A 25,770-nucleotide genomic window follows, 5' to 3' on the forward strand; every position below is an offset into this window, starting at 1 on the left:
TCAGTACAATTTTTGCATCTTTTCTATTTCAGCCTTCATCAAATCACGCAAACTTTGAGGTTCAAGAACCTCCACCGTCGATCCTTTAGACAACAACTCCTGAATAAAATCATAAGTATGCGATATATACATTTCAAAATCAGTATAAGTATCTGTCGTTATTATCTCTTGCTGACTGGGATGCAAAGGTAGGTTACGCAGATAAGGAGCCTGCTCGGCAACAACCCGCAAAACAGTACGTTGCGGTTGTTGTGCCTCATCACGAATGATACCGAAACAATTCTGAAAATAATCCTGTGGAGTGAATTTCCGGGGAAAGCGGAACGTATCATTCCCTGTCCTTACCGACTTAATCCTATCTAAAGAATAAGAACGGAAAGCTTCATACTTCCGGTTGACTCCTATCAGATACCAGCGATGACGGAACAGTTTCAGGAAGTAAGGTTCCAGACAAACCTCTTTCGGTTGCCCCCAGTTATAAGCCTGATACTCCATGTGAAGCACAAACCCTGCCCTCATAGCATCTATTATGACATCCATATATTGCAGTCCCAAAGGAGCCTCCTCAAAAACAATCCGGTTCTTCATATCCACATTTTCCTGCAAAATATTGTTTAATGAAAAGCTGTTGAGCAACCACATTTTGAGCTTATCTCCCAACATTCCCTCGGCATCAGCTATATAATAAGTATTTGTACACTTATCACATTCTATATTAATGTCGAACATCTCTTCGATAGCCTGCCGGTGATTATGAAAAGTACGCAAAGGAATATCCGTACGAGTACTATCTCCTGCCCGCCAGCGACGATTGATCTCAGCAAACGTAATGCGCCCGCTCCGATAGATCGTATCTACCAGCCAGATGAGTTTATTGAATTGTTGCTTAGCCATATCTGCTTTTATTTATATCTGCTGCAAAATTAAAGATAGTTTGTGCCAAAAATAAGCATAATAAAGAGAAGATATAGTGAAATAACTAAAAAAGAGTTGAATGATACAAGTGAAACACACCACTATTTTGTTATATACTATATGAAAAGTATGAAAACAATCGTTATAACTATACTGCTCTTCATGGGCTGTTCGCTGACAGGTAATGCACAGAGCGTGCAGGGTACTAAACTCAAAAAACAGGAGAATAACAATATGAAAGATCAAAAGGAAATATATTTTGCCGGTGGTTGTTTCTGGGGTACAGAACATTTTCTGAAACAAATCAGGGGTGTAGAGAGCACTCAGGCAGGTTATGCAAACGGAAATATTGCCAACCCCACATACCAACAGGTGTGTAGCGGAAATACCAATTTCGCCGAAACGGTAAAGGTAACCTATAATCCACAGGAAGTAGAGCTTCCTTTACTAATAGATTTATACTTTAAAACAATAGACCCCACCAGTGTCAACCGGCAGGGAAACGATCGCGGATCACAGTATCGTACAGGTATTTATTACACGGATAAAGCTGATCTGCCGATTATACAAACTGCTGTAGAAGCATTGGCAAAGAACTATTCAAAGCCACTCGCTATTGAAATAAAACCATTATCCAACTTTTATCAGGCAGAAGATTATCACCAGGATTATCTGGATAAAAATCTGGGAGGGTATTGCCATATCGACCCGGCTTTGTTTGGACTGGCCAAAAAAGCGAATGCTCCCAAAACGACAGCAAAACCTGTTTACAAGAAACCGGATGACGCCACACTTCGTGCCAAGCTCACCAACGAGCAATATGTCGTAACACAAAAAAGTGCTACCGAGCCAGCCTTTCATAATGAATATTGGGATGAGAAACGACCCGGTATCTATGTAGATATCACTACCGGAGAACCATTGTTTATATCTACTGATAAATTTGATTCAGGATGTGGTTGGCCCAGTTTCACAAAACCAATAGATAAAACATTGGTGAAGGAAAACATGGATACCTCTCACGGCATGAGACGTATAGAGGTACGCAGCAAGACCGGAGATGCACATTTAGGACATGTTTTCACAGACGGTCCTGCAGATAAAGGAGGGCTACGTTATTGTATCAACAGTGCTTCCCTGCGTTTCATCCCCAAAGAAAAGATGAAAGAAGAAGGGTATGGCGAATATCTGAAACTGCTTCCCGCAAGGGAAGGTACGGCAAGCGGTGGTTAATTGAAACACAGATAAACGCAGATTTCCGCAAAGAAACAAATATAGAAGAGAAAATAATTGCCTTTTAATCTGCGTCAATTTGCGTTAATCCGCGTTTCGTCAGATCGGATTACTCCATGCGACTCTGTGGTGAATTTCAGTCATAAACGCCCTATACCAACAGCTATAAAATAAAAAAGCCAGTCCTCACAAGGTCTGGCTTCGCATTTCTCTTTATTCAAAAAATTACTTTTTTGATTCTTCCAAAGACACTTTACGGAATTCTTTCATTGCTTTTTCAATTTCCAATGAAGCCTTACGTGCACGTGTTCCAGCAGCTTTATTACCGTTTTCGATCTGTGCATTTGCATCCTTGTTGAAATCAGCTACAAGAGCTGCGATTTTTTCTACTAATTCTTTCATGATCCTTTTTATATTTTCTTCGTTAATAATGATTGGCAAAAATACATTCTTTCCCGAAATAAACACATAAAAACAATATTTTTTTTGAAATAATCCGCGAAAAATCATCTAAAAAAGGCGGTTTCGGCTTTTTTCTTTACTTTTGCAGCCATGAAACCACTTACAGATACCGAATACATACATATTTTAATAGCTGAGGGAGAGCACCAGCAACAGGATTTTAAATTTGAAATTTCGGATGCCCGCAAAATAGCCAGAACATTGTCGGCCTTTTCCAATACCGATGGCGGGCGTTTACTCATCGGCGTTAAGGACAATGGAAAAATAGCCGGTGTACGTTCAGACGAAGAGAAATATATGATAGAAGCAGCGGCTCAACTCTACTGTCTGCCCGAAGTTCACTACTCCATGCAAACATTTCATGCCGAAGGACGTTCTATATTAGTGGTACAAATAGATGAAAGTGCCCAAAAGCCGGTATATGCAAAAGATGAAACCGGCAAACCACTGGCTTATATTCGTATAAAAGATGAAAATATACTGGCTACTCCGGTACATCTGCGTGTATGGGAACAAAGTGATAATCCGGTAGGAGAACTGATACAATACACCGAACGGGAGCAACTGTTGCTTGATCTGCTCGAAGCGAACACCTCACTTTCATTAAATCGATACTGCCGCCTGGCAAATATCCCGCGTCGTGCTGCCGAACATTTGCTGGCTAAATTTATCCGGTTTGATATAATAGAACCGATATTTGAGAATCATAAATTTTACTTCAGACTGAAATAGATAAGATGAAAGATATAGAAAAGGATATTGAATGTTGGTAGACGGTTTAATTACGAATTTTAAGTGATGAATGATGTAATAGTTGGTGTAAATCAACTTATTTAGTACTTTTGCAATCGCAAACCCGAATTCATAATTCAAAATTTATAATTAATATATATGAGCATATTTGCTAACTTATTCAAGAAAAAAGCCGAAGCCGACGGAAAGGCTGTAGGTAATGTAGAAGATTTCGTGTCATTGACACGCGTATATTTCCAATCGGTAATTGCTGTAAGTCTTGGTATCACCAATATTCGTTTTCTCCCGGATGTAGCGCAATTCAAACGCCTGTTCAAAATACCCACTCAGGGAGGAAAACTGGGATTAGGCGAAAAAGCAGCAGCCCGTAAAATGTTAATGGAAGATTATGGAATCAGCGAATCATTTTTCAAAGAAATCGATTCTTCAATAAAAAAGAACTGCCGTACACAAAACGACATACAGGCCTATTTATTTATGTATCAGGGTTTCTCTAATGACCTGATGATGTTAATGGGTAACCTTATGCAGTGGAAATTCCGTATGCCGTCTGTATTTAAAAAGACGCTTCGCAACATGACAGCAAAAACCGTGCACGATGTGTGTACCAAAACGGTGTGGAAAGCAGATGACGTACACAAAACAGCAACTTCCGTACGACAGTACAAAGAACGTCTCGGCTACTCCGAACAATGGATGACAGAATATGTCTATAACATTATCTTATTGGCCAAGAAAGAGCCTAAACGTAAGAACGAAGATGTCAAAGCATAAATGTTACGAAACAAAAAATAATCGTAAAAGAATGCAGCTATAGAAAAGCGGAAGTCACGTACTTCCGCTTTTTTTTGTATATTTATGCCTAATAATGCGCCAATAAATGACTCGTTTCGTTAAATATACCGATTTATCCGGGAATATTTAGCGTAGATGTTTGGTGCATGTACATTGACATATTGACCACCAATAAAAGAAAAATCGCTTATGAAACAAAAGAAAATGCTAACCCTCACTCTTTCACAACTGAAACAACTATACCAACAGGAGTTACCGGAACTCTGCCAACTGGCCGGTCAAAGTATTAACGATAAAGACTTTAGAAACAGCCTCGAAAGATTCCTGTCACTCCATCCGCAAGCTGAAAGCAACCCGGGTAAGCAAATTCGACTCCTTATCAATTACGACGGAACAAATATCCACGAACTCTCCACAGGACAGGACATGCCTGTACAGACTCTTTCAGTACTCCACCAGTTTCTCATCGGGCAACTGGAAAATACAGATCTGACAACAGACTTATTCATAGACTTATTCTATCTCTTCAAAAGACTGGATACTCCCGAAATGCCCCTCCCCTCTCCACAACGGATAAAAAGCCGTACCGAACGCTGGGTCACCGGACTGGATGAAGAAGTCATGGAACTCCGTGCACAAAACAAAGAACGAATGCTGCACGTACTGATACAGAAGATTGAAAACCGTAAATCCGGTTCCACCCGTTTCAAATTTGACGAAGGACTGAGCTATGACGAGAAGTATCAACTCGTCAGCCAATGGTGGAACGACTTCCGTTTTCACTTGTCAATGGCCATAAAAAGCCCTTCCGAATTAAACCGCCTACTGGGAAATTCACTTTCCAGCGAAACGATGTATCTGCTTTCGCGTGCACGTAAAAAAGGAATGCCCTTCTTTGCTACTCCTTATTACCTATCACTACTTGATATTACCGGAGACGGATACAATGACGAAGCAATCCGCAGTTATATTCTTTATTCCCCCCGTCTGGTAGAGACATATGGCAATATCCGTGCCTGGGAAAAAGAAGACATAGTAGAAGCCGGAAAGCCCAATGCAGCCGGATGGTTACTTCCGGACGGGCACAATATTCATCGCCGTTATCCGGAAGTTGCTATCCTGATACCGGATACCATGGGACGGGCTTGCGGCGGATTGTGTGCTTCTTGCCAGCGTATGTACGATTTCCAGAGCGAGCGTCTGAATTTTGAATTCGACAGCCTGCGCCCCAAAGAATCCTGGGATAAAAAGCTACGCCGCCTGATGAGTTATTTCGAAGAAGACACGCAACTGCGTGATATCCTTATCACAGGTGGAGATGCACTAATGAGCCAAAACAAAACATTACGAAACATTCTGGAAGCTGTATACCGGATGGCCGCCCGCAAACGGAAAGCTAATCAGGAACGTCCGGAGGGAGAAAAGTATGCCGAACTACAACGTGTACGTCTCGGTTCGCGCTTGCCAGCCTATCTTCCGATGCGTATCAATGACGAGCTCGTTGAGATTCTTCGTGAGTTTAAAGAAAAGGCTTCAGCTATTGGTGTGAAGCAATTCATCATCCAAACACACTTCCAGACACCATTGGAGGTCACTCCGGAAGCACGGGAAGCCATCAGCAAGATACTTTCTGCCGGGTGGCTTATCACCAACCAGTTAGTTTATACCGTAGCAGCTTCCCGGCGAGGACATACAACAAGACTGCGTCAGATACTCAACTCCCTTGGAGTCGTTTGTTATTATACCTTCTCAGTGAAAGGCTTCAATGAAAACTACGCTGTATTTACCCCCAACAGCCGCTCCTTGCAGGAACAGCATGAAGAAAAGATATACGGTCAGCTGACACCGGAGCAAGCTACAGAACTGTACACCCTACTCGAAAAAGGAGAAGACACAGCAACTCGTATCCGTCGCTTCATGAGGAAACACCACCTGCCTTTCCTGGCTACCGACCGAAGTGTACTCAACCTCCCTGCCATAGGCAAGAGTATGACGTTCAACATGGTAGGTCTTACTGAAGACGGAAAACGTATTCTCCGCTTCGACCATGACCGCACACGCCACCATAGTCCGATCATCGATAAAATGGGAGAAATTTATATTGTAGAAAATAAATCGCTTGCCGCTTATCTGAGACAATTGGGTAAGATGGGAGAAGATCCCGAAGACTACGCCAGCATATGGAGCTACACAGAAGGTGAAACAGAGCCCCGGTTTAGTTTATACGAATATCCGGAGTTTGAGTTTCAAACCACTGACAGAATGAGTAATCTGGAAGTAGAAGGATAAGCTACCCAACTACAAAAATAAAAAACCTCCGGAGCAATGGGCTCCGAAGGTTATCCACTATAAATGGCAATATTCTTTCATAGTCATAACAAACTAACTTACCAATTACGCCCGGTATCCCACCAAAGACGCGTACCTCCATTGTCTTCTCCGCCCAACGCATCCACTAACTTACGGTATTGTTCTCCGTCCTCCGTCTCTAATGAACCGGGAAAGTTCAGACGACGAACCATTGTTTCCGTATCAATACAATGATTCCGGCTATTATTAAATCTTACAGGGAAAAGACGCGGATAACCTGTCCGACGCTGTTCTGCCCATGCCTCACAACCTTCGGGAAACATAGCCAACCATTTTTGAGTAATGATCTTTTCCAGTTTAACCTCCCGATCTGCACTTTCTATCCAGCGTGGAGACACCTGACAACGAGCCTTTATATTATTATCGGGATCATACGTATCAACAAAATCAGCAGCCCGATTATCACTGTTCAGATAATCGTCTGTCGCAGTCAGATTGTACTGGCGGAAAGAGGAAGCCACTCCTTGCTTATAGCATTCTCCCGCATCCTCTGATGTCCAGCCACGCAATGCCGCCTCCGCACGAAGAAACCACACCTCGGCGGCAGTCATTAAAACCGCATCTGTAGACTGATCTACCGCCAGCTTCGACAAAGTGTTATAACGATTGTGGGCAAAACAAGTCCCCTGACGAATGCCGCGATACTCTCCCTTTAAATCCGGAGCCGTACAATGTTCAAAATAAAATTCCCGCCGGGGGTCACCGTAACCATTCATTATAGATTCTATAGAGGCATTCATATAAGTTTCATTCCACACACGGTTGAGTTCACCAAGTGGATTGGAGTATCCACTACCGGTAGAGACAGACGCCAATTCGGTAGCATACTCAAAAACGCCATACGCATTATCTAAAGCTTTCAAGAACTCCGAGCGGGCTTTCAACGGACTCACCACAGCTAAACGCATGGCAAGCCTCATCCGCAAAGAGTTGGCAAACTTAATCCAGGAGCAATATTTCCCATCAAGCAGAATATCAAAACGGGCAAACTCTGCAGCTTCCGGCATTCGTTCTATGTAATCAGAAAGAACGGTAACCGCCGTATCCAGTTCATGGAAGAACTCATCATATACTTCCTCCTGCGTATCGGGCTGATAATTGTTTTCCGGATTCGCAAAATTGGTATATACTACAGGGCCATAATAATCTGTCACACGATGCATCACCTCTACTTTCAGAATCTTTGTAATGCCAAAGAATGCCGGCTGCCCTGTACGGGTATGGATTTCCGACTGATAAATCTGAGGAAAGATATAAGCATACGTATGTCCCCACATCGCACTATTCCAACCGTCCTGCATATTATAATCGGAATTATGGCTACCTCCATTCAGTGGCTTGGCATCGTGCATATATCCACAGAACATATCAGCATTAAGATTCTGCGTCAATTGAAAGGGCCAGTTCTTGCCTTTGCCATAATCATAATTAAAATAAATACCCTGCTGAATAATGCCCAGACGAATACCATGGTCATTGTTATCCGCTTTCAAATCTTCATCGGTAATGCCTGCCAAATCGGTATTGTACTCTCTGAATTGGGAAGTACAGGATATCAGTATCGACCCTATAAACAAAAACAGAAGAATCATATTCTTTTTCATCATTTTACCCCTCCCCTGCTTTAAAATTCACATTTAATACTGAATCCCCAACTACGTGTCGTGGGCATTCCATAGACTTCGATTCCCTGGTTATCATTTCCGGTAGAAAGTACCAGATCGGGATCAAAAGGCGCTTTCTTGTAAATAAAAAAAAGATTGCGCCCTACAAAAGAGAGCTGTATATCTTTGAAAACTTTCGTTTTAGCTATCCAGCCGGCAGGCAACTGATAGTTTAGAGAAAGTTCTCGCAGACGCACGTTTGTGGCATCATACATATAGTATTCCGTCACACCCGCACGTCCGCCAACTACGTTCTTGTAGAATCCCTTTACATTCTCTACACGATGTCCCTCCAGCACGATATATCCATCGTCCCTGGCGTCGGCCGTAGTTTTGGAAACTCCATACATATCCATATCGGCCTGGGTTTGTGAAAGAATATCTCCACCATACCGGCAGTCTATCAAAAAATAAAGGCTGACCCCTTTGTAAGAAAGAGTATGGCTCCACCCCATCGAAAAGAGAGGATTGGCATTGCCTACCTTCACCGTATTTCCGTCTCCCTCAACCTGAGGCAATCCTTTATTTTCGCCCCCGGCCTCGTAAACGATATTTCCACTGCCATCACGAACAAAAGCTTTTCCGTAAATATCGCCGATAGAACCACCTTTCACTAACTTCATGGCATAACTCGACGAAAAACTGGTAGGACCGTAAACAAACTCCTTTAACTGTTCATGCAGTTCGATAATCCGGTTCTTATTGGAAGAGAAATTGAGTGTTGTTTTCCAGATGAAGTCCCGCTTCATCACAGGTGCGGCATCCAGTGTCAGCTCCCAGCCCTCATTCTGTATATTACCGGCATTGACATACCGATAGGCATATTTATCTCCGGATAAAGCCGGCAGCTTGAAGAATTGATTGCGAGTATTGGTACGGTAATAAGTGGCATTAATGCCCAGACGATTACTAAGGAAACGCCACTCGGTACCTACTTCCACAGAGTATGTCATTTCAGGCTCCATCTCTTTAAAAGGAGCCGCATCACTGGCCTGCACTTCACCGCCGGCAGTAACGTGTGAAACCGGATTAGTGATAAACAGTGGGATATCATTACCCACTTTACTGTATGTACCGCGCACTTTACCAAAAGAAACCCATTCCGGCAAAGCTATCAGTTTATTCAGAATAAGAGAAGCACCAACAGAAGGATAGAAAAACCCCGTCCGCTCATGCTGGGTGTAAGCTAAAGTAGAAGCCCAGTCATTACGGGCGGTCACATCTACAAAAAGGCTTTCTCTGTATCCCACCTGTGCTGTAGCAAATACCGACTGCAACTGCCTGTGAGCATCAATCTTCTGATCGAGGCTGGCCGAACCGTTCATAATAATATTGGCCAGATTAAAGACATTGGGAAATTTCAAGGAAGCCGTCTTAGAGTCGTAACGGACAGAATTTACGATCTTGTCATTAATGCTGGCACCCATAGCGGCATCCAGTGAGATGTCACCCCACTTCTTCTTTGCCGTTGCCATCACATCTCCATAAAGCAGTACCTCCTGATAATCCATTTCAATATAGCGACCATTCACTCCCGCCAATGCCGGAGCTGTAGAAGCATAAAACTTCTGCCGTAATTTGTCATTTGCATAATCCATAGTACCACGTGCCTGGATATCGAGCCAATCATTCACCTTCACACGAGCGGACAAAGACGTAATGATTCTGGAACGGGTGTCTTTACTCTGGATACGATTGACAATCCAATAAGGGTTTTGCTCAAAATCTTCAAAAGACGTATGCCAATTCTGTACATTGAGCTTACGATCTTCATCATATACTTCAAAATGATCTTTATAATAAGACAGATCTTCGCCACGAGGAAAGCGATACAATCCCACCAGGGGATTCATATAAAAGCCTCCGGTAACAGGTTTATTCTTTACTACCTGACGCATCACATTCACACTGCCATCCAGTTTCAACCGGCCATTGAACAAAGAGGAGGTTTCTCGGAAATTCAGATTGTGTTTAGAAAGCTGATTTTTATCTATAATGCCCCTTCCGCTGGTATTGGCATAAGAGAAATAATTTTGTAACTTCTCGTTTCCATGGCTCACAGATATAGAAGTAATGGAAGTAAAACCGGTACGAAAGAAATTCTTCAGGTTGTCCCGATCCGGCAGTTCGGCCCTTGCTCCCCAACTATCTACATCATCACTCACCCCATAGCGGTTTTGCATTTCAGGAAGACTAAAAGCATTATCAACGGTCAGGCTGGTAGAGAAAGATACTTTATGAACTCCAGACTCGCTCCCTTTTTTAGTGGTTATCAATATTACCCCATTAGCAGCCTGGCTACCATACAAAGCTGCAGCCGGAGCACCTTTCAGAATCGTTATACTCTCTACATCCTCAAGATTCAGATTAGAAATGCCGTCGCCTCCGTCACGATTGCCGGCATTGGCTGTACCTCCAATAGCCGAATAGGCTTGTTCGGAAGTAGAGTTTAGCATCGGAACACCATCTATTACATATAAAGGCTGATTATCACTGACTACAGAACGTATACCACGAATACTGACCTTAGCTGATGCACCCGGTCCTGAGGAATTCTTACTAATTTGCACACCTGCTGCTTTTCCTGCCAGTGCAGTAATCATATTAGGGTCCTTCACCCGGTTCAGTTCATCACTTTTGAGCTGCATAGCCGAATATGAGAGAGAAGATTCCTTCTTTTCAATGCCAAGTGCAGTGACAATAATAGGATCAAGCATCACGGCATCTTCTTTGAGTAGTATCTCAAATTCAGTTTGTCCCCGTACAGGCACCTCCTTAGTCTCACATCCCATAAAGGAAATTTGCAGAACAGCATCCTGTTCTACTACTAAAGAAAATTCACCCTCTGCATTAGTAATGGTTCCGTCGGGCTCCCCTTTCACTTTTACAGTAGCTCCAATCAAAATTTCCCCTTTAGAATCGACGACGTGTCCTTTTATCTTTTTTCTTGAAGAAAACTGGTCTGTGTGTTTATCATATTCTATATTAATAGCATTACACTCTTCTATTCCCAAAGGGGGTAAGAGTATTAAAAATAAGTATAAAAGAGTCCTTCTAGTAAGTAATATGTTCATTTCAAATAGATTGTGCTTATACAAAAGTACACAATAAATTCTAAAAAAATATTTTTTAGGTAACGTTTAAACAAAAGAGTTCTCAGAAATAGGTATTATCACTATTTTTGTTGCAAATAAACTGTAAATATGGAAATAGAGATAGAAAATCATCCCCTGGAACCGTTTTTACCTCCGCATGCAAAATTGTTAATGCTGGGCAGTTTTCCGCCACAAAAGAAAAGATGGTCTATGGATTTTTATTATCCAAATTTAAATAATGATATGTGGAGAATTGTGGGACTCCTGTTCTTTGACAACAAAGATCATTTTCTGAATGAGTCAAAGAATGCTTTTTGTCGTGAACAAATCATTGATTTTCTCAATAAAAAGGGGATTGCCTTATTCGATACAGCTTCTGCCATACGACGTTTGCAGGATAATGCTTCCGACAAATTCTTAGAGGTTGTTCAGTCTACTGACATAGCTGCTATGCTCCGACAATTACCGGAATGCAAAGCCATCGTAACCACCGGGCAAAAAGCCACAGATACCCTTCGCATGCAATTCAATGTAGAGGAACCCAAAGTAGGCGACTTTTCTGAGTTTGTGTTTGAAAACCGCCCGATACGGCTCTACCGGATGCCCTCTTCTTCCCGTGCTTACCCATTAGCATTGGATAAGAAAGCAACTGCTTACCGTATCATGTACCAAGATTTACAAATGCTTTAGAATAATAGAAATATGAAACCAATCTTTTTGCAATACCCAGCGTGTAGCACTTGCCAAAAGGCAAAAAAGTGGCTGACTGAAAATAATATTGAGTACACCAACCGTCTCATCGTAGAAAACAACCCCACCGTAGAAGAGCTGAAAGCATGGATTCCACTTAGTGAACTACCGGTAAAAAAGTTTTTCAACACCAGCGGACTGGTTTATAAAGAGCTGAACCTCAAAGAGAAGCTTACCACAATGAGCGAAGAAGAACAGATAGCCCTGCTGGCTACCAATGGTAAACTGGTGAAACGCCCATTGGTGGTGACTGATAATTTTGTATTAGTAGGATTCAAACCCGACGAATGGGAAAAACTAAAATAGTTGAAAACTTCTTTGCAGAAATACTTGCAGATTCGGAAGATTATTCTACCTTTGCACCCGCAAACACGGGAGTAGCTCAGTTGGTAGAGCACCGGTCTCCAAAACCGGGTGTCGGGAGTTCGAGCCTCTCCTCCCGTGCAGATGAAAAATCCACTTAAATAATGTATTTAAGTGGATTTTTCTTTAGAATTTAATATTCAGTGTTACTTCTTTATTTCCCACTAACCAGTCAGGCCCGTCTTCTACAAGACGTATTGCTTCTTTATCAGCAGAAGCACATAGGCTGTTCTTTATTTTTATATTGACCGGGCGCCCCTTTTTATCTACATGGAAAGTCAGTACCACTTCCCCTTTTACCTTTGCGCATTCTTCATCTGTTGGACGGATCCTATTCTTTTTCAGGTACTTCTTATATGCTTTGAACCCTATCACAGGAACAGGCTCCGGCATGGTCAACGGCTCAACGCGTACTACCGAACCTGTGAGATTCTTTTTCCTTTCAGTACCATAGCCCACTACCACTACTTCGTTTAATGCCTCTTTGCTTTCATTCATGGCAATCAATATTTCTTTGCCGGTATCTGCAGGAAGAGTTATCGGTTCATAACCGATATAGTTGACCGCAATCTCTTTGTTTCCGTCTGTATCTAATGTGAAGTTTCCATTTACATCCGAAACCGTACCCTTACCGGTTCCTTTTACAAGAATATTAGCTCCCATAAGAGGTTCTCCGTTTTCATCAGTCACACGTCCTTTTATCCCACCGACCTTTAGGCCTTCTACCCTATCCTGCAACTTCCGGGCAAGATTATTATCGTCTGCAGCGATTGTAGTATCAGCCAGTTTTAATTCTTCTGAAAGGGCCACACTCATCTCTACTTCTACCGCAGATTGCTCTTTCACTTCGGGAGCAATGGTTTTGGCAGTAACTGCAGGTTTCACTCTTCGTTCCTGACTGATGAGTGGTCTCATCGAATCCTTTTTCAGTGTCTTCGCCAACTTCACCTCTGCTTCAGCAGGTATCTGTGAAGGTGTTTGTAAAATAGTATCCCGTTGCAATTGTTCCAGAGCCATGAGAGTTTCTTCCGGTAATTTATCTTTTTGGAACAGAAAATAACCACCCAAACAAACACCTAACAGGAGACTGGCAGCCACACTCCAGGCTAAAGCATGATTCTGCTTCCTTTTCACCCTCATTGTAATCCGGCGGCGAAGTAACTCTATCTGTTGCTCCTGACTTTCCCCTGCGCCGTCGTAACCATCCATAGCGTCGGCAAGAAAAGGATCTCGCATCGCTTCCTTTTGCAGGCGATGAGCTTCCCGCCCTTTACGGGTTCCTCGTATGTAGTCTAATAGCTTCATTGGGTCTGGTTCTTTATACAAATCTTTAAATTACGTTTTCCATTCTGGATATGGCTTTTCACGTTATTCAGTGTAAAGCCTGTTTGCTCTACAATATCGGCATAAGACATTTCTTCCATAAAAAAATGCATGATGCTGATACGCTGAAATTCGGGAAGCTTTTCAAGACAATGCTTCAGGGCATTCAGTTGTTCTTCCGAAGTATCTTCTTCAGATAAAAGATGCAGAAATTCATCAGATTCCACAAGGTTAATCGTATAATCGAGAGGAATTTCTTTATTTTCTTTTCTCAGTATTTGTAGACAGTGGTTCTTTGCTACCCGATATAGCCAGGGTTTGAAAACCTTTATTTCATAATGGGGTATTTTAGGAAGCAGATCTTCAAAAAGTTGCATTACTGCATCCTGTGCACGTGCTTCGTCGGTCAGATACTTGAGACAAAGACCATATAATAACGGAATATATCGGTTGTAAAGTTCACCAAAATATTCTGTTTTACCAGACGTGGCATACTGATGTAATAGCTCTTCGTCGGTCAGTTTTAATATGTTCTTTTTAAAAAACAGGACTTCTTTTTGGGCAAAGTTAAAAAAAATAAGTAAACGTAGGGATATATGGAAGGATTAAGTAATCAATCCACCACAGAGCACACTGAGTAATTATATAGTTCATTTTAAATAATTAAGCCCCTGCATACTCTGCAGTGAAATACAAAAAAAGGCTACCGAAATATCCGATAGCCTTCTTACCCTATTCGTTATCCTTTTACCAAACAATCACCTTTTCTGTTATTGTTTCATTAGCTAATGTAATCTTTACAAGATAAATCCCTTTCGGCAGATTTACAGTTGTATTATTCAATGATACTGATTCTGAATATACATTACCTCCATCCATGGAATAAACATTGATTATACCGTTCAGATCACTGGCAGCAGTAATACGGATGGCGTCTCCCTCGCTCATAACCTTTACAGAGGTCTTCTCCGGTTCGTTTGTTATTCCGGTTCCTGCACCAAAAATAGCAAACGGGCCACCTACTTTAGCATTATCAACCGCTTGTACTCCCCATGTATACTCGCCAGTCAGTCCTGTTACCTTATATAACACTCTCTTGCTGATTAATCCGGAAACTTCGGCTACTTTCAACCGTCCGGTAGTAATATCAGCCGGAATTGTCATTCTGATAACATCTCCCTGTTTGATATACAAATTATATTTCAGAGCACTGGCCGGAGTTACATCATCAGCCGGGGCATCCCATGAGAACATTACAATGCCATTGGAACCCGACACTGCTTTCAAATTGGTAGGTGCACCGGGAGCCTTATTTGCAGTAATTCCTTCGCCTAAATTATTCTTCATCAGGCGGGTATGTGATCCTCCCGCATCGCCATAACCCACAAGAAATGCATCCAAATTACCATCATTGTCAAAATCTACCAGATTGGCTGTTCCACCCCTCTGTGCTTTTGCACCAGCATACACTAACGGAGAAGCAGTAAACATAGGAGCATCCAGTTTGCCTCCATTGTTCAAATAAACCATATCAGTCTCCTCTGTAGCATTCATATACAGGATATCGCTAAAACCGTCATTGTTAACATCGCCTGCATCGACAGAAAGCGCCTGTCTGCTATTTGGCAACCCCGTTGTAGCAGCACCATATTTGGTAAATCCTCCTACAGAATTGATATACACGTCACCGCGCCAGTTCCAGCTCACAGCTTCGTCCCATCTAACTCCGGGAACCATAAAATCCTGTTTTCCATCATTATTATAATCAATCCAGACAGGATTGCCTTCTTCTATACCTTCAAATTCAATGGGTTCGGCAAAAGTTCCATCACCATTGTTTTTGTAGACTGCACCATTATAACTGCCATGATAACCATAGTCGGCATCATACTTGTCAACGTCAATTCCTTCACCCGAAACAATCAGATCCAAGAATCCATCACCATCATAGTCAGCCCAGGCAGCCCCACCACCAGATAACTGAACAAAGGGTTTAGCCGCACTGCTACCCATTTTGTTTTTTACCGGCTTGTCAATACGTTCAAAATTCTCCCCATTTACATTTCTGTATAAGTATGAGATTCCGGTATTCTTGTCACCTTCGCTTGTACGCCCCTGAATATAAAGATCCGTCCAGCCGTCACCGTCATAATCAGCAGCTACTACATATCGGTTAGAACGATTTTCCTTTCCGTTATTAATCAAAGGGAATAGCCCTGTAAAGACCTCTTCAAAACCGGCATCTCCTCCTTTATTTTTCCATAAACCAGCATAGTATTCTCCATTACTTTTCTTTCCGGCCAGAAACAAATCCAGATTTCCATCATTATTATAGTCGAACCAGGTGGCACTGGATGTCCTCAAACCCGGAAAATTATGCGCAACTTGCTCAAATTGCTTTCCATCTTTATTTTTATAAAGTAATGTTTGCTCTCCTTGTGAAGTTACACCGGCTATAATCACATCCAGAAAACCATCGTTGTTATAATCTCCCCAGGCAGCAGCAGCTTCATACACCATAGGAATACTCTCTGTTCCACCGTCTACTACAACAGGATTAATGATCTCAGAAAATGAAGCATGTTTCACCTGAGCAAAAGCAGAGGTACAGGCAAGTCCGACCAACGCACATGTGCATCTAAAAATTTCTACGTTTTTCATAATACATTTGTTTTTCATTAATAGATAAAAGTTGTCGAGGCCAATGCAGCTTCTGTCTTCACAGAAACTACATATACTCCTCTATTGAAGCCCGAAATATCTATCTGCTCAGAATAAGAACCATCCTTAAAATTCTTCGCAAATAAAACCTGTCCGGAGATATTGTTTATTTTCACTGCCTCAATTATTTTCTTTGTCTTTACATGAAGCGTATCGGATTCTTTCTCCACATACACAGTGAGAGGATTCTCCTGATTGACCTTTGCAATACCCGAACCGGAGGAATGGAGCAAGCGAATGGCAAAACCGCCTCCTTTGGCCATGTTGATAGAAAGTTTAGTATCTTTAGTGATTTCCATCTTTTCACAAACATACTCTTTGGGCTGTTCACCCGATGCAGGAACATCCTTAAAGATGTCAGCCTGATAAGAGGCACCAGCTTCCAGAAAACTGAAATCAATTTCTACCGTTCTTGGAGTCCAGTCGGTCATACCACCTACATACCAGTCTTTTCCCTTTTGTTTAGCCATCAGAATATAATCTCCCAATTTGGCATCCAATGGTACTGTTTTATCCCAGATTGTAGGAACTGTTGACAAGAAACTAAGTATATCCGGATATTTATTGTATTCTGTTGGAGAGTCACATAAATATCCCACCCACTGGTCATAGATGACATACATTGACAGTTCGTGAGCTCTGGTACCCATACTCATTGGTGGAGTGTTGTCCTTGTCAATAGGTTTGAACTCCTCCTGAGTTACATTTCTCATAGACCCCGGAGTATAATCTTCGGGACCAGCCAATGAACGTATAAAAGGAAATTGTGTATGATATTCAGGCGTCAGAGTGCTTTCCCAGAAATTACACTCAGCACCACGGACAGCCTCAAAATTCAGGATGTTGGGATAAGTACGATTGATCCCGGTTGGAACCGGACAACCATGGAACAGGGCAACCATTTGATTGTCTGCCAGGCGTTGTGCAAACTCCCGTCCCCAACGCATAGCAATCTGATCACTGCGTTCAAAGAAATCGATCTTTGCTCCGGAAACACCATAGTCTTTCATCTTCTTAATCCAATCCTGCGGATTCTCTCTAACACAACTTGCCCATGTCCAAACCAAAATTTTCACATTCTTCTGTTTTGCATAAAGGCATAATGTACGTATATAATCTTCAGACCAACCGGCATCAAGTGTCATATATTCAATACCATGCTGAGAAGCCCAATCAACATAATATTTATATAATTGAAAAGACAGATTCTTATTTCCTGATGGAAAATCGACTCCTTCTAAAACGGCTTTGTGCCACCATTCCCAAGCACTTTTACCCGGCTGTATCCAAGAAGTATCCGTCAAACGGCAAGGTTCTGCCAACATATACACCAATTCATTGTTAAGCAGAGATTTGTCATCATCAGAAACAATAATAACTCTCCAGGGGAATGTGCGGCTTCCTTCTGTTTTTGCAATATAGTTTTCTCTTGAAATAACCAGATGATTAGAATACCAGTAGCTGGAATTTGAAGGATCAGAATCCATAACCTCTTTAGGGTATTGAGCCCACTTTCCACGCATAGAATTCACGCCGTTTTGCTCCATATACAATCCCGGATAATCATATGTATCAGATTCCGTTACAACAATCTTGTAAGGAGTATCAGGATACGAAAACAGTACGGGAGATACAGAAAAGCGATTGTTCGTGATATCAGTCGGTGCATTATAAGTTTTATAGAGCCGTTCAAAGTTTCTATATCCCTGATGAATCTGGTGTACTTTCCCCTGCTGGTCTTTTTCTCCGGAATAATTAGTATCGCACTCCGGGAAATAGATTGTCGGGGTTGAAGTAAAATTGAACACAGCATCTTCACTATTGATAATAATCTCTCCACCCAGACGGGTGATAAAACGATATGCTATCCCCTCATCGTAAGCTCTCACCAAAAGGTCATAGTTTTCATTAAATGATATTAACAGCTCATTATAAGCCTCTCTCAGAGTTTTATTTTTTCCGGCTACAACATCAATTGTTTGATCCACATGATTGGTCGTTGTACTTTTTACCGTTCCTCCTCCCACAATTGTCCCGTTAGAAAGATTCAACCCTATAGACGAAGGGGATATCAACTGCTTATCGCCATGCCATACCTCATAGGTCGTACCATTATCTACCCGTAGCTTTATTTTCAACGTGCCGTTAGGCGAGGTCGTTTCATATTCTTCTGCCTGCACACCGAATGTGCAAAAGAACAAAAGCAATAAAGATAAAATTGATTTTTTATTCATACTATTTTATGCATTAAATGGTCATTAATTATAGATTCTAATATCCCGGATTCTGATCCTCTTCGCTGATATCTTCATTGTTTTTAATCTCTGTATCCGGTATAGGATAGCGCATATGGAAATCTTTGATTGTTCCCGACATCTTAGCCCAAGGATTGCGTTCTTTGATTAACTCTACAAATTTACCGGTACGAATCAAATCCATTCGTCTCCATCCTTCAAAACAAAGTTCGCGGATACGTTCATTCATAATCTGTGTGCGGAATTCATCCTGACCATAGCTCCAAGCCATTTCATTAGGTAAAGTTCCACCCCAAGCACGGGCTCGTACCTGATTTACAATCGTATTTGCCTGTCCGGTTTCTCCAAGTTCATTTAGACATTCGGCATAACACAACAAAACATCAGCATAACGCAACACAATAAAATTCTTGCCGGAATACCATTCGTTAGCCAAATTCCCGTTGAACTGGTCCGTACGTTCGTCTTCATACTTCTTGATATGTGGATCTAATTCGTCAGCTCCCCACGAAACCTCAGTAGGTGTAATGCCCAGATAGGTAAAATCATAGCGTATACTTTCATCTCTGCGCAAATCACCTTCTTCCCAAATACCTCCTTCGGATTTTGATTTATAAGCATATTCTGTAGGTAATGCCACATCATAGCCGGCAAAATAACACCCCTCGCCAAATGTAGCAACTACTGTACGAGACCCCATATCAAACTGCCAATGATTAATACGGTTCACATTGTCATAATCTAACTCAAAGATCGATTCAGGTGAATTGAACTCTAATTTCTCATCGAAAAGATTTGCAAAATCAGGATCCAGCTGATAACGGTTCATCATTGCTTCAAAACTCTCTTTCGCCAGTTTGAAATCTCTCATTCCTGTCTCTAGGGGAACTGACATGTACGCTTTACCCAACATGGCATAGGCTGCGCCGGAAGTCGCACGTGTTTTATCACCGGATTCTGTATACTTTTCTTTCAAGGATGTTGAAGCAAACGTAAAATCATCAAAGATTTGCTTCCAGACCTTTTCCAATGGTTGGCGGGCTGAATTTTCCATCTTTGCAATATCAACTACCGGAATTTCTCCCCAATACATAGTAAGTTCCATCATCACCATAGCCCGTATGAAACAAGACTCACCCTTCAGACGCTTAATTCTGTCTAAAGTATCTTCATCCTGAGTTGTTTCGGACAATACATCAAGCGCATAAATCGCATTAGCGGCAGAAATAACAATCGGCCATCTTCTTGACCACATCTTATCTACCTGTGTAGACATCGAATTGAGTAAACCGTTGTAAAGATCCAGACTTGCCTGTGCAGCATCATCCATCTGCACGATACCCTGCTTGCTCTCATCCAAGCCTAAAAGTGAGAAAGTCAGTCCTTCGCGCCCGGATTTCGAGTCACGAAATGCTGTATACAAACCATCTACAGTTGGTGCTATATTTTCCAGATTAGAAAAAGCCTCCTGCTCTGTCAAGGATGTTTTAGGCTCCTGATTCAGGAAATCGGAACAAGAAAACATTGTTAAAGAACCTGCCAATATCCAGGCCGTTGCCAATTTATTTATTTTTATTACGTTTTTCATAACTAAACTATATTTTAAATACCTGTGTGAAGACTATTTACAATGAAACACTCAAGCCAAAAACAAACATTCTTGTAGGAGGATACCAATCTCCGGTTTCCGGATCATAACCTTTATAAGAGGTCCAGCAGAACACATTGGAAATGGTTGAATAAACCCGTAAATTTCCAATCTTCATCTTTTCCACAATTGTCTTAGGGAATGTATATGCTAAACTCAATGTAGACAAACGTAAGTATGAAGCATTCTGTACGGAGAAATCCATCTGACTGGCGGAGAATGTGTTATAGTACATTGTTTCGGTATCCGTAGGGTCATTATAGATAGGACGGGGGAATTTTGCATCTGTGTTTTCCGGACTCCAACGATCAACCAAATCAACAGAAGCAACTCCTGTACCCCGGCTTGTGATTAATGATTCATAGTAAGGACTTAGTTTCTTGGCTCCGTAAGAGTAGTTGAAGACAGCATTCAGCGTAATTCCTTTATAAGATAAGTCTGTAGAAAAACCGCCATAAAACTTAGGATCAGGAGAACCTACAATCACACGGTCTTTATCATCAATCACTTTATCGTCATTCACATCCAGCGGATAGAGATCTCCGGGATTAACCTGACGTCCTGAGAAATCAATATTCTTCAAACGATCCATATCTATCACCTGAGCAATACCACCAGTTCTCCAGATGTAGATTGTATTACGGGATTCACCTAAGAACAGATTACCCTCTTTCTGCATGTTACGATTATCATCAATTTTGTAAATAGCATCATTGTTTCCATAAAGCTGCGTAACCTTGTTCTTATCAGCAGAAATATTTGCAGAAAAATTCCACAAGAAATCTCTGGTTTCAATCAATTTAGCATTCATTGAAAACTCAATACCCTTATTTTCAATAGCTCCGATATTTTCTACAGCCGAGCTAAAGCCAGAAGTTAATGGCAGGGAACGTGTCATCAGCAAATCCTTATTCTTTATCACGAATGCATCCAATGATGCAGTAATACGTCCGTTCAAGAATCCCATATCCACTCCCACATTAAACTGTCTCTGAGATTCCCAGGTAATATCTTTTGTTCCCCGGCGTCCTTTAGGTACATAAGTTACTTTGCCATCTTCTAATTTGGCATCGTAAAGTGTATAAAATGCAAAATCATCAATATTCTGATTACCTACCAAACCATATCCCAAACGTAGTTTCAACTGGCTAAGCACATCTTGTTCCTTCATAAAGTTCTCCTCTGCTATATTCCATGCTGCAGAGAAAGAAGGGAACAGCCCCCAGCGTTTACCTTCGGCAAACTTAGAAGAACCGTCATAACGGGCCGTTGCAGTCAGATAATACTTACTTGCATAATTATAATTGGCACGTACTACATATGACATCAAGGTAGATGTAACAAAGTCAGATCCGATAGAACGTTCGTCTGTTTTATAGGAAGATCCTATATTATAATAAGAGAACTTATCAGTACCAAAACCTTTACCGGTTGCATACGTATAATCACGATTCGTTTGAGTAGCACTGGTACTAAAGAGAGCATTAATCTTATGTTCGCCAAATGCACGGTCATAAGAGATAGAGTTATCCCATTGCCAAGTCATTCTTTGATCACGTGTATGTTCGGCCTGACCATCTTGTGAATAACGAATAGATTCCTGAATATCCTTCGGAGTGTATTTGAAACGATCTTCCTGAAAATAGTCAATAGAGAATGAAGTACGAATATTCAGTCCTTTAATAGGATTGATATTCAAGAAATTAGTAGAAGATAACCGATTACGTCTACGGTTATTTTCTATTTTTAAGGTACGAATCGGATTGAAGTAATTGTCATCCTGTACTCCACCATAGTTCAACGTATAAATCTCAGAATTAATAGGTAACATCGGATTCGCACCACGAGCTTTATCATAAACACCATCATCTGAGAAAATATCAGAATCAGTATGTGTAAATGCTGTATTGGTACCAACTTTTAACCAGGATTTTATCGCATAATCTGAATTAATACGTCCACTATATCTTTTATCTCCAAGATTTTCAACCATTCCGGTTTTATTAGAATAGCCTAAACTAAAATAATAAGCACCTTTTTCGGAAGCTCCGCTAAAGCTCAATGCATGATTTTGTTCTACACCAGTACGGGTCACCGCATCCAGCCAATTATAATTATCATTATTATTATAAGCATCAAACTCATATTGAGCAAAAACATATCCTCCTGATCCGTCTTTTGAATAAGGTTTCATTACCCGATTATTCAGAAATGCATTGATTTCATCTTCAGTTGCTCCCGGATGACGTGCAGTAAAGGAGTTCATCGCTGCATCTTTTCTCAACTCAAAAAGGTCTTTTGTTCCCATAGTCTTGGGAAGTTTAGCATCTGTCTGAAAACCGACCCAACCATCATAAGTAACTTTTCCGATACCGTTTTTACCTTTTTTAGTTGTAACTAAAATCACACCGTTGGAAGCACGAGAACCATACAGGGCCGTAGCAGATGCATCTTTCAATACCTCAATAGAAGCAACGTCATTCAAGTTGACTGAATTAAACCCACCTCCGAAGTTATCCATAACCTGGCCATCTATTACATAGATAGGGTCAGTACTTCCATTAATAGTATTAATACCACGGATTTTAATCGTTGCGTCATCACCAGGTTTAGCAGCATTGGAAATAAATACACCAGCAACACGTCCTTGCAATGCCTGATTAATGTTAGTAACCGGTTTCTCTTCCAATACTTTGGCGCTCACACTTGAGACAGCACCAGTCAAATCACTCTTCTTCAGAATAGTACCAACCACTACTACTTCTTCCAAATCCTGAGCATCTGCTTTCAAAGAGACATTTATTAATGATCTGTTTTTTACAGCAACCTCTTTCGTTTCATATCCAAGGTAACTGAATACCAATGTAGCATCAGCTGCTACGGAAAGTGAATACTTTCCATCCAGGTCTGTAATAGTACCTTGAGTAGTACCTTTTACAGAAACACTTGCTCCCATTAGCACTTCAGAATCAGGAAATCCTGTAACAGTCCCTTCAACTGTCACTTTTTGAGCAGCTAATAGAGTACAACAAAATAACAGGGAGAAAAACCAAATTAATCTGTTTCTTTTCATAATACATTAAGATTAATAATTAAATGAATTTTATATTAATATCCTGTCATCGGCTACCAAACAAATACATAGCCAATAAATAGAATTAGATCAGACTGTTATCAAATCGTAGTTTTATACTTTGCTGTTTCTCAATAAACTATTGATAACATAAAATCTATTTCACATATGCAAAATTAGGCGAACGCATAGGAGTACACAATGGAGAAATATACTATAAACATGGACAATCTTACGATAAATAAAAAAAAGAAAGTATAAGTATTCTCAACTCTATAAATAGATGTAATATATGGGCTCATCAAGCATTCGCGTCCATCCAAGAAATCTTTTTTAGAAATAAATTAAAAAAAAGAAGAAGACATTTATGGAATCTTTCCACTAATAGTATCTATAGAGTAAAACATCGGATTTATGTATCACATTAAAACAATAAAATGTATGAAAACAAATCAATTAAAAGCAATGATGCTGGGATTGCTGATAGCAATCATTTCTTTGGGAACAGTAAATGCACAGACACTCACAGTAAAGGGTAAAGTGACCGACGCCGCAGACGGTTTTGGCATTACAGGATGCACGGTACTGGTAAAAGGAACTACGCGTAGTACAATAACCAATGTAGACGGCGAATATACAATCCGTGCTAATAAAGGTGAAAAGCTGATATTCTCCTACATTGGTTATGAAACACAAACAGTGAAAGTTACTTCTGAACGGCTGAATATCACCATGCAGGCAAATAGTCAGATACTTGAAGAGTGTGTTGTAGTAGGTTATGGCATGCAAAAACAGGTAAGCATGTGTGGTGCTGTATCGAACATTATGCCTGGAATAATGACAAGAAGGGCCTATGCCTACGATATGAATACGGAAGAATATAAAAACATTGAAGAAAACGGTTTCAAAAAAGTAAACGAAAATCCATTATCAACTTTTTCTATCGATGTAGATGCCGCCTCTTACAGTAATATGCGCCGTTATCTAAACAGAGGTGAACTACCGCCTGCTGATGCTATCCGCACAGAAGAGTTAATAAACTATTTCTCGTATAATTATCCCCAACCTACGAGTAAAGATCCGGTAAAAATCACTACTGAGGTAGGTTCTTGCCCATGGAATAAAAATCACCGCTTAGTACGCATCGGGTTAAAAGCTAAAGAAATTCCTACCGAAAAGCTTCCGGTATCCAATCTCGTTTTCTTAATTGATGTATCGGGATCCATGTACGGACCACAGCGGCTGGGATTAGTTCAGTCTTCTCTCAAACTATTAGTAAACAATTTGCGCGATGCAGATAGAGTGGCTATCGTTGTTTATTCCGGTTCAGCAGGAGAGCGTTTGCCGTCAACCAGCGGAAGTGATAAGCAGAAAATCCGTGAAGCGATTGATGAATTGACTGCCGGAGGTTCTACAGCCGGAGGCGAAGGTATAAAACTTGCGTATAAAATTGCGAAAAAGAATTTTGTGAAGGGAGGAAACAATCGTATTATACTTTGTACGGACGGCGATTTTAATGTAGGGTTATCTTCTAACGAAGGTCTGGAAAATCTGATTGAACAGGAAAGAAAAAGTGGTGTATACCTCACTGTTTTAGGTTACGGCATGGGTAACTATAAAGATAGTAAAATGCAGATACTTGCTGAAAAAGGAAATGGGAATCATGCCTATATTGATAATCTGCAAGAAGCCAACAGGGTATTGGTAAATGAGTTTGGAGCTACTATGCATACAGTAGCCAAAGATGTAAAATTACAAATAGAATTTAATCCATCTCAAGTGCAAGCATACCGCCTCATCGGTTACGAGAGCCGCCTATTGAAAGATGAAGATTTTAATAATGACGCAAAAGATGCCGGTGAAATGGGAGCCGGACATTCAGTAACTGCTTTTTATGAAGTAGTACCCGTAGGTGTGGAAAGTAATTTCGTGAACAAGGTGGATGATTTGAAGTATCAGAAGAAGGTAAAACCTGCTCTCCAGCCAACAACTGGTTCAAAAGAACTACTTACAGTCAAATTGCGCTATAAAGCACCGGACGAAGATATCAGCAAGAAATTAGAACTCCCACTTGTTGATAATAAGGGAAACAATGTATCCTCTGATTTCCGTTTTGCTACGGCAGTAGCCATGTTCGGGCAGTTACTTCGCGATTCTGACTTTAAAGGAGATGCAACATATGCACAGGTTATCGCAATGGCAAAAACAGCATTGGATAATGATGAAAGAGGGTATCGAAGGGAATTCCTCAGACTGGTAGAAACAGCAGATGGATTGAAACAATAAAGTATCAATAAGAGCGAACGCAGATTAACGCTAATTTTCGCAAATTTAATCTTTGCGTAAATTA

The 25,770-nt window shown here is 41.0% G+C and carries 17 protein-coding genes and 1 tRNA gene; 8 read left to right on the top strand and 10 right to left on the bottom strand.

What is annotated here, in order from left to right:
• Positions 1 to 894, bottom strand: coding sequence for a YafY family protein (locus HCG69_RS02075; protein ID WP_221648663.1), 894 nt, complete (start codon positions 892 to 894; stop codon positions 1 to 3).
• A gap of 150 nt (positions 895 to 1,044) precedes the next feature.
• Between HCG69_RS02075 and msrB the strand changes: the two genes are divergently transcribed.
• Entirely contained in the window at positions 1,045 to 2,148 is a 1,104-nt protein-coding gene (gene msrB / locus HCG69_RS02080; RefSeq protein WP_370634103.1) for a peptide-methionine (R)-S-oxide reductase MsrB, read from the top strand.
• A 225-nt stretch (positions 2,149 to 2,373) separates the two neighbouring features.
• Here the strand turns inward: msrB and HCG69_RS02085 are convergent, their stop codons facing one another.
• Positions 2,374 to 2,550 carry a histone H1 gene (locus tag HCG69_RS02085; protein ID WP_002562150.1) on the bottom strand — a complete coding sequence of 59 codons (177 nt, stop codon included), beginning with the start codon at positions 2,548 to 2,550 and terminating at the stop codon, positions 2,374 to 2,376.
• 150 nt (positions 2,551 to 2,700) lie between these two features.
• Between HCG69_RS02085 and HCG69_RS02090 the strand changes: the two genes are divergently transcribed.
• The 3 genes from HCG69_RS02090 to HCG69_RS02100 all read left to right on the top strand — a co-directional run bounded on the left by HCG69_RS02090 (position 2,701) and on the right by HCG69_RS02100 (position 6,447).
• Positions 2,701 to 3,342 (top strand): helix-turn-helix domain-containing protein, encoded by a 642-nt coding sequence (locus HCG69_RS02090; protein ID WP_195450231.1) that lies wholly within the window; start codon positions 2,701 to 2,703, stop codon positions 3,340 to 3,342.
• A gap of 159 nt (positions 3,343 to 3,501) precedes the next feature.
• The gene (locus HCG69_RS02095) at positions 3,502 to 4,137 is read left to right on the top strand and encodes a hypothetical protein (protein ID WP_002562153.1); all 636 of its coding nucleotides are present in this window, start codon (positions 3,502 to 3,504) and stop codon (positions 4,135 to 4,137) included.
• 210 nt (positions 4,138 to 4,347) lie between these two features.
• Positions 4,348 to 6,447: a KamA family radical SAM protein gene (locus HCG69_RS02100; RefSeq protein ID WP_221648664.1), complete on the top strand. Its 2,100-nt coding sequence runs from the start codon at positions 4,348 to 4,350 to the stop codon at positions 6,445 to 6,447.
• A gap of 98 nt (positions 6,448 to 6,545) precedes the next feature.
• Here HCG69_RS02100 and HCG69_RS02105 read toward each other — a convergent pair whose 3' ends face one another.
• Positions 6,546 to 8,132 (bottom strand): SusD/RagB family nutrient-binding outer membrane lipoprotein, encoded by a 1,587-nt coding sequence (locus HCG69_RS02105; protein ID WP_221648747.1) that lies wholly within the window; start codon positions 8,130 to 8,132, stop codon positions 6,546 to 6,548.
• 20 nt (positions 8,133 to 8,152) lie between these two features.
• Positions 8,153 to 11,260 (bottom strand): SusC/RagA family TonB-linked outer membrane protein, encoded by a 3,108-nt coding sequence (locus HCG69_RS02110; RefSeq protein ID WP_370634107.1) that lies wholly within the window; start codon positions 11,258 to 11,260, stop codon positions 8,153 to 8,155.
• Between the two features lie 135 nt (positions 11,261 to 11,395).
• Between HCG69_RS02110 and HCG69_RS02115 the strand changes: the two genes are divergently transcribed.
• The 3 genes from HCG69_RS02115 (at position 11,396) to HCG69_RS02125 (ending at position 12,481) form a co-directional block, all read left to right on the top strand.
• Positions 11,396 to 11,977, top strand: coding sequence for a uracil-DNA glycosylase family protein (locus tag HCG69_RS02115; protein ID WP_221648666.1), 582 nt, complete (start codon positions 11,396 to 11,398; stop codon positions 11,975 to 11,977).
• A 12-nt stretch (positions 11,978 to 11,989) separates the two neighbouring features.
• Positions 11,990 to 12,343: an arsenate reductase family protein gene (locus HCG69_RS02120; protein ID WP_221648667.1), complete on the top strand. Its 354-nt coding sequence runs from the start codon at positions 11,990 to 11,992 to the stop codon at positions 12,341 to 12,343.
• 65 nt (positions 12,344 to 12,408) lie between these two features.
• Positions 12,409 to 12,481, top strand: a tRNA-Trp gene (locus tag HCG69_RS02125).
• 45 nt (positions 12,482 to 12,526) lie between these two features.
• Here HCG69_RS02125 and HCG69_RS02130 read toward each other — a convergent pair.
• The 6 genes from HCG69_RS02130 to HCG69_RS02155 all read right to left on the bottom strand — a co-directional run bounded on the left by HCG69_RS02130 (position 12,527) and on the right by HCG69_RS02155 (position 23,420).
• Positions 12,527 to 13,705: an energy transducer TonB gene (locus HCG69_RS02130; protein WP_221648668.1), complete on the bottom strand. Its 1,179-nt coding sequence runs from the start codon at positions 13,703 to 13,705 to the stop codon at positions 12,527 to 12,529.
• Positions 13,702 to 14,271 carry an RNA polymerase sigma factor gene (locus tag HCG69_RS02135; protein ID WP_221648748.1) on the bottom strand — a complete coding sequence of 190 codons (570 nt, stop codon included), beginning with the start codon at positions 14,269 to 14,271 and terminating at the stop codon, positions 13,702 to 13,704. Before HCG69_RS02135 ends, HCG69_RS02130 begins: the two co-directional genes overlap by 4 nt.
• A 199-nt stretch (positions 14,272 to 14,470) precedes the next feature.
• Complete coding sequence (locus HCG69_RS02140) at positions 14,471 to 16,384, bottom strand: FG-GAP-like repeat-containing protein (protein WP_221648669.1); 1,914 nt, start codon at positions 16,382 to 16,384, stop codon at positions 14,471 to 14,473.
• A gap of 17 nt (positions 16,385 to 16,401) precedes the next feature.
• Entirely contained in the window at positions 16,402 to 18,678 is a 2,277-nt protein-coding gene (locus tag HCG69_RS02145) for a glycoside hydrolase family 97 protein (protein WP_221648670.1), read from the bottom strand.
• A gap of 37 nt (positions 18,679 to 18,715) precedes the next feature.
• Entirely contained in the window at positions 18,716 to 20,287 is a 1,572-nt protein-coding gene (locus HCG69_RS02150; protein WP_221648671.1) for a RagB/SusD family nutrient uptake outer membrane protein, read from the bottom strand.
• A gap of 37 nt (positions 20,288 to 20,324) precedes the next feature.
• Positions 20,325 to 23,420 (bottom strand): TonB-dependent receptor, encoded by a 3,096-nt coding sequence (locus HCG69_RS02155; RefSeq protein ID WP_221648672.1) that lies wholly within the window; start codon positions 23,418 to 23,420, stop codon positions 20,325 to 20,327.
• A 441-nt stretch (positions 23,421 to 23,861) separates the two neighbouring features.
• Between HCG69_RS02155 and HCG69_RS02160 the strand changes: the two genes are divergently transcribed.
• Positions 23,862 to 25,706, top strand: a complete 1,845-nt coding sequence (locus HCG69_RS02160; protein WP_221648673.1) for a VWA domain-containing protein — start codon at positions 23,862 to 23,864, stop codon at positions 25,704 to 25,706.
• Positions 25,707 to 25,770 lie beyond the last annotated feature (64 nt).

Origin of the sequence: Bacteroides sp. K03 (assembly GCF_019734355.1) — a bacterium.
GTDB classification, from domain to species: domain Bacteria; phylum Bacteroidota; class Bacteroidia; order Bacteroidales; family Bacteroidaceae; genus Bacteroides; species Bacteroides nordii.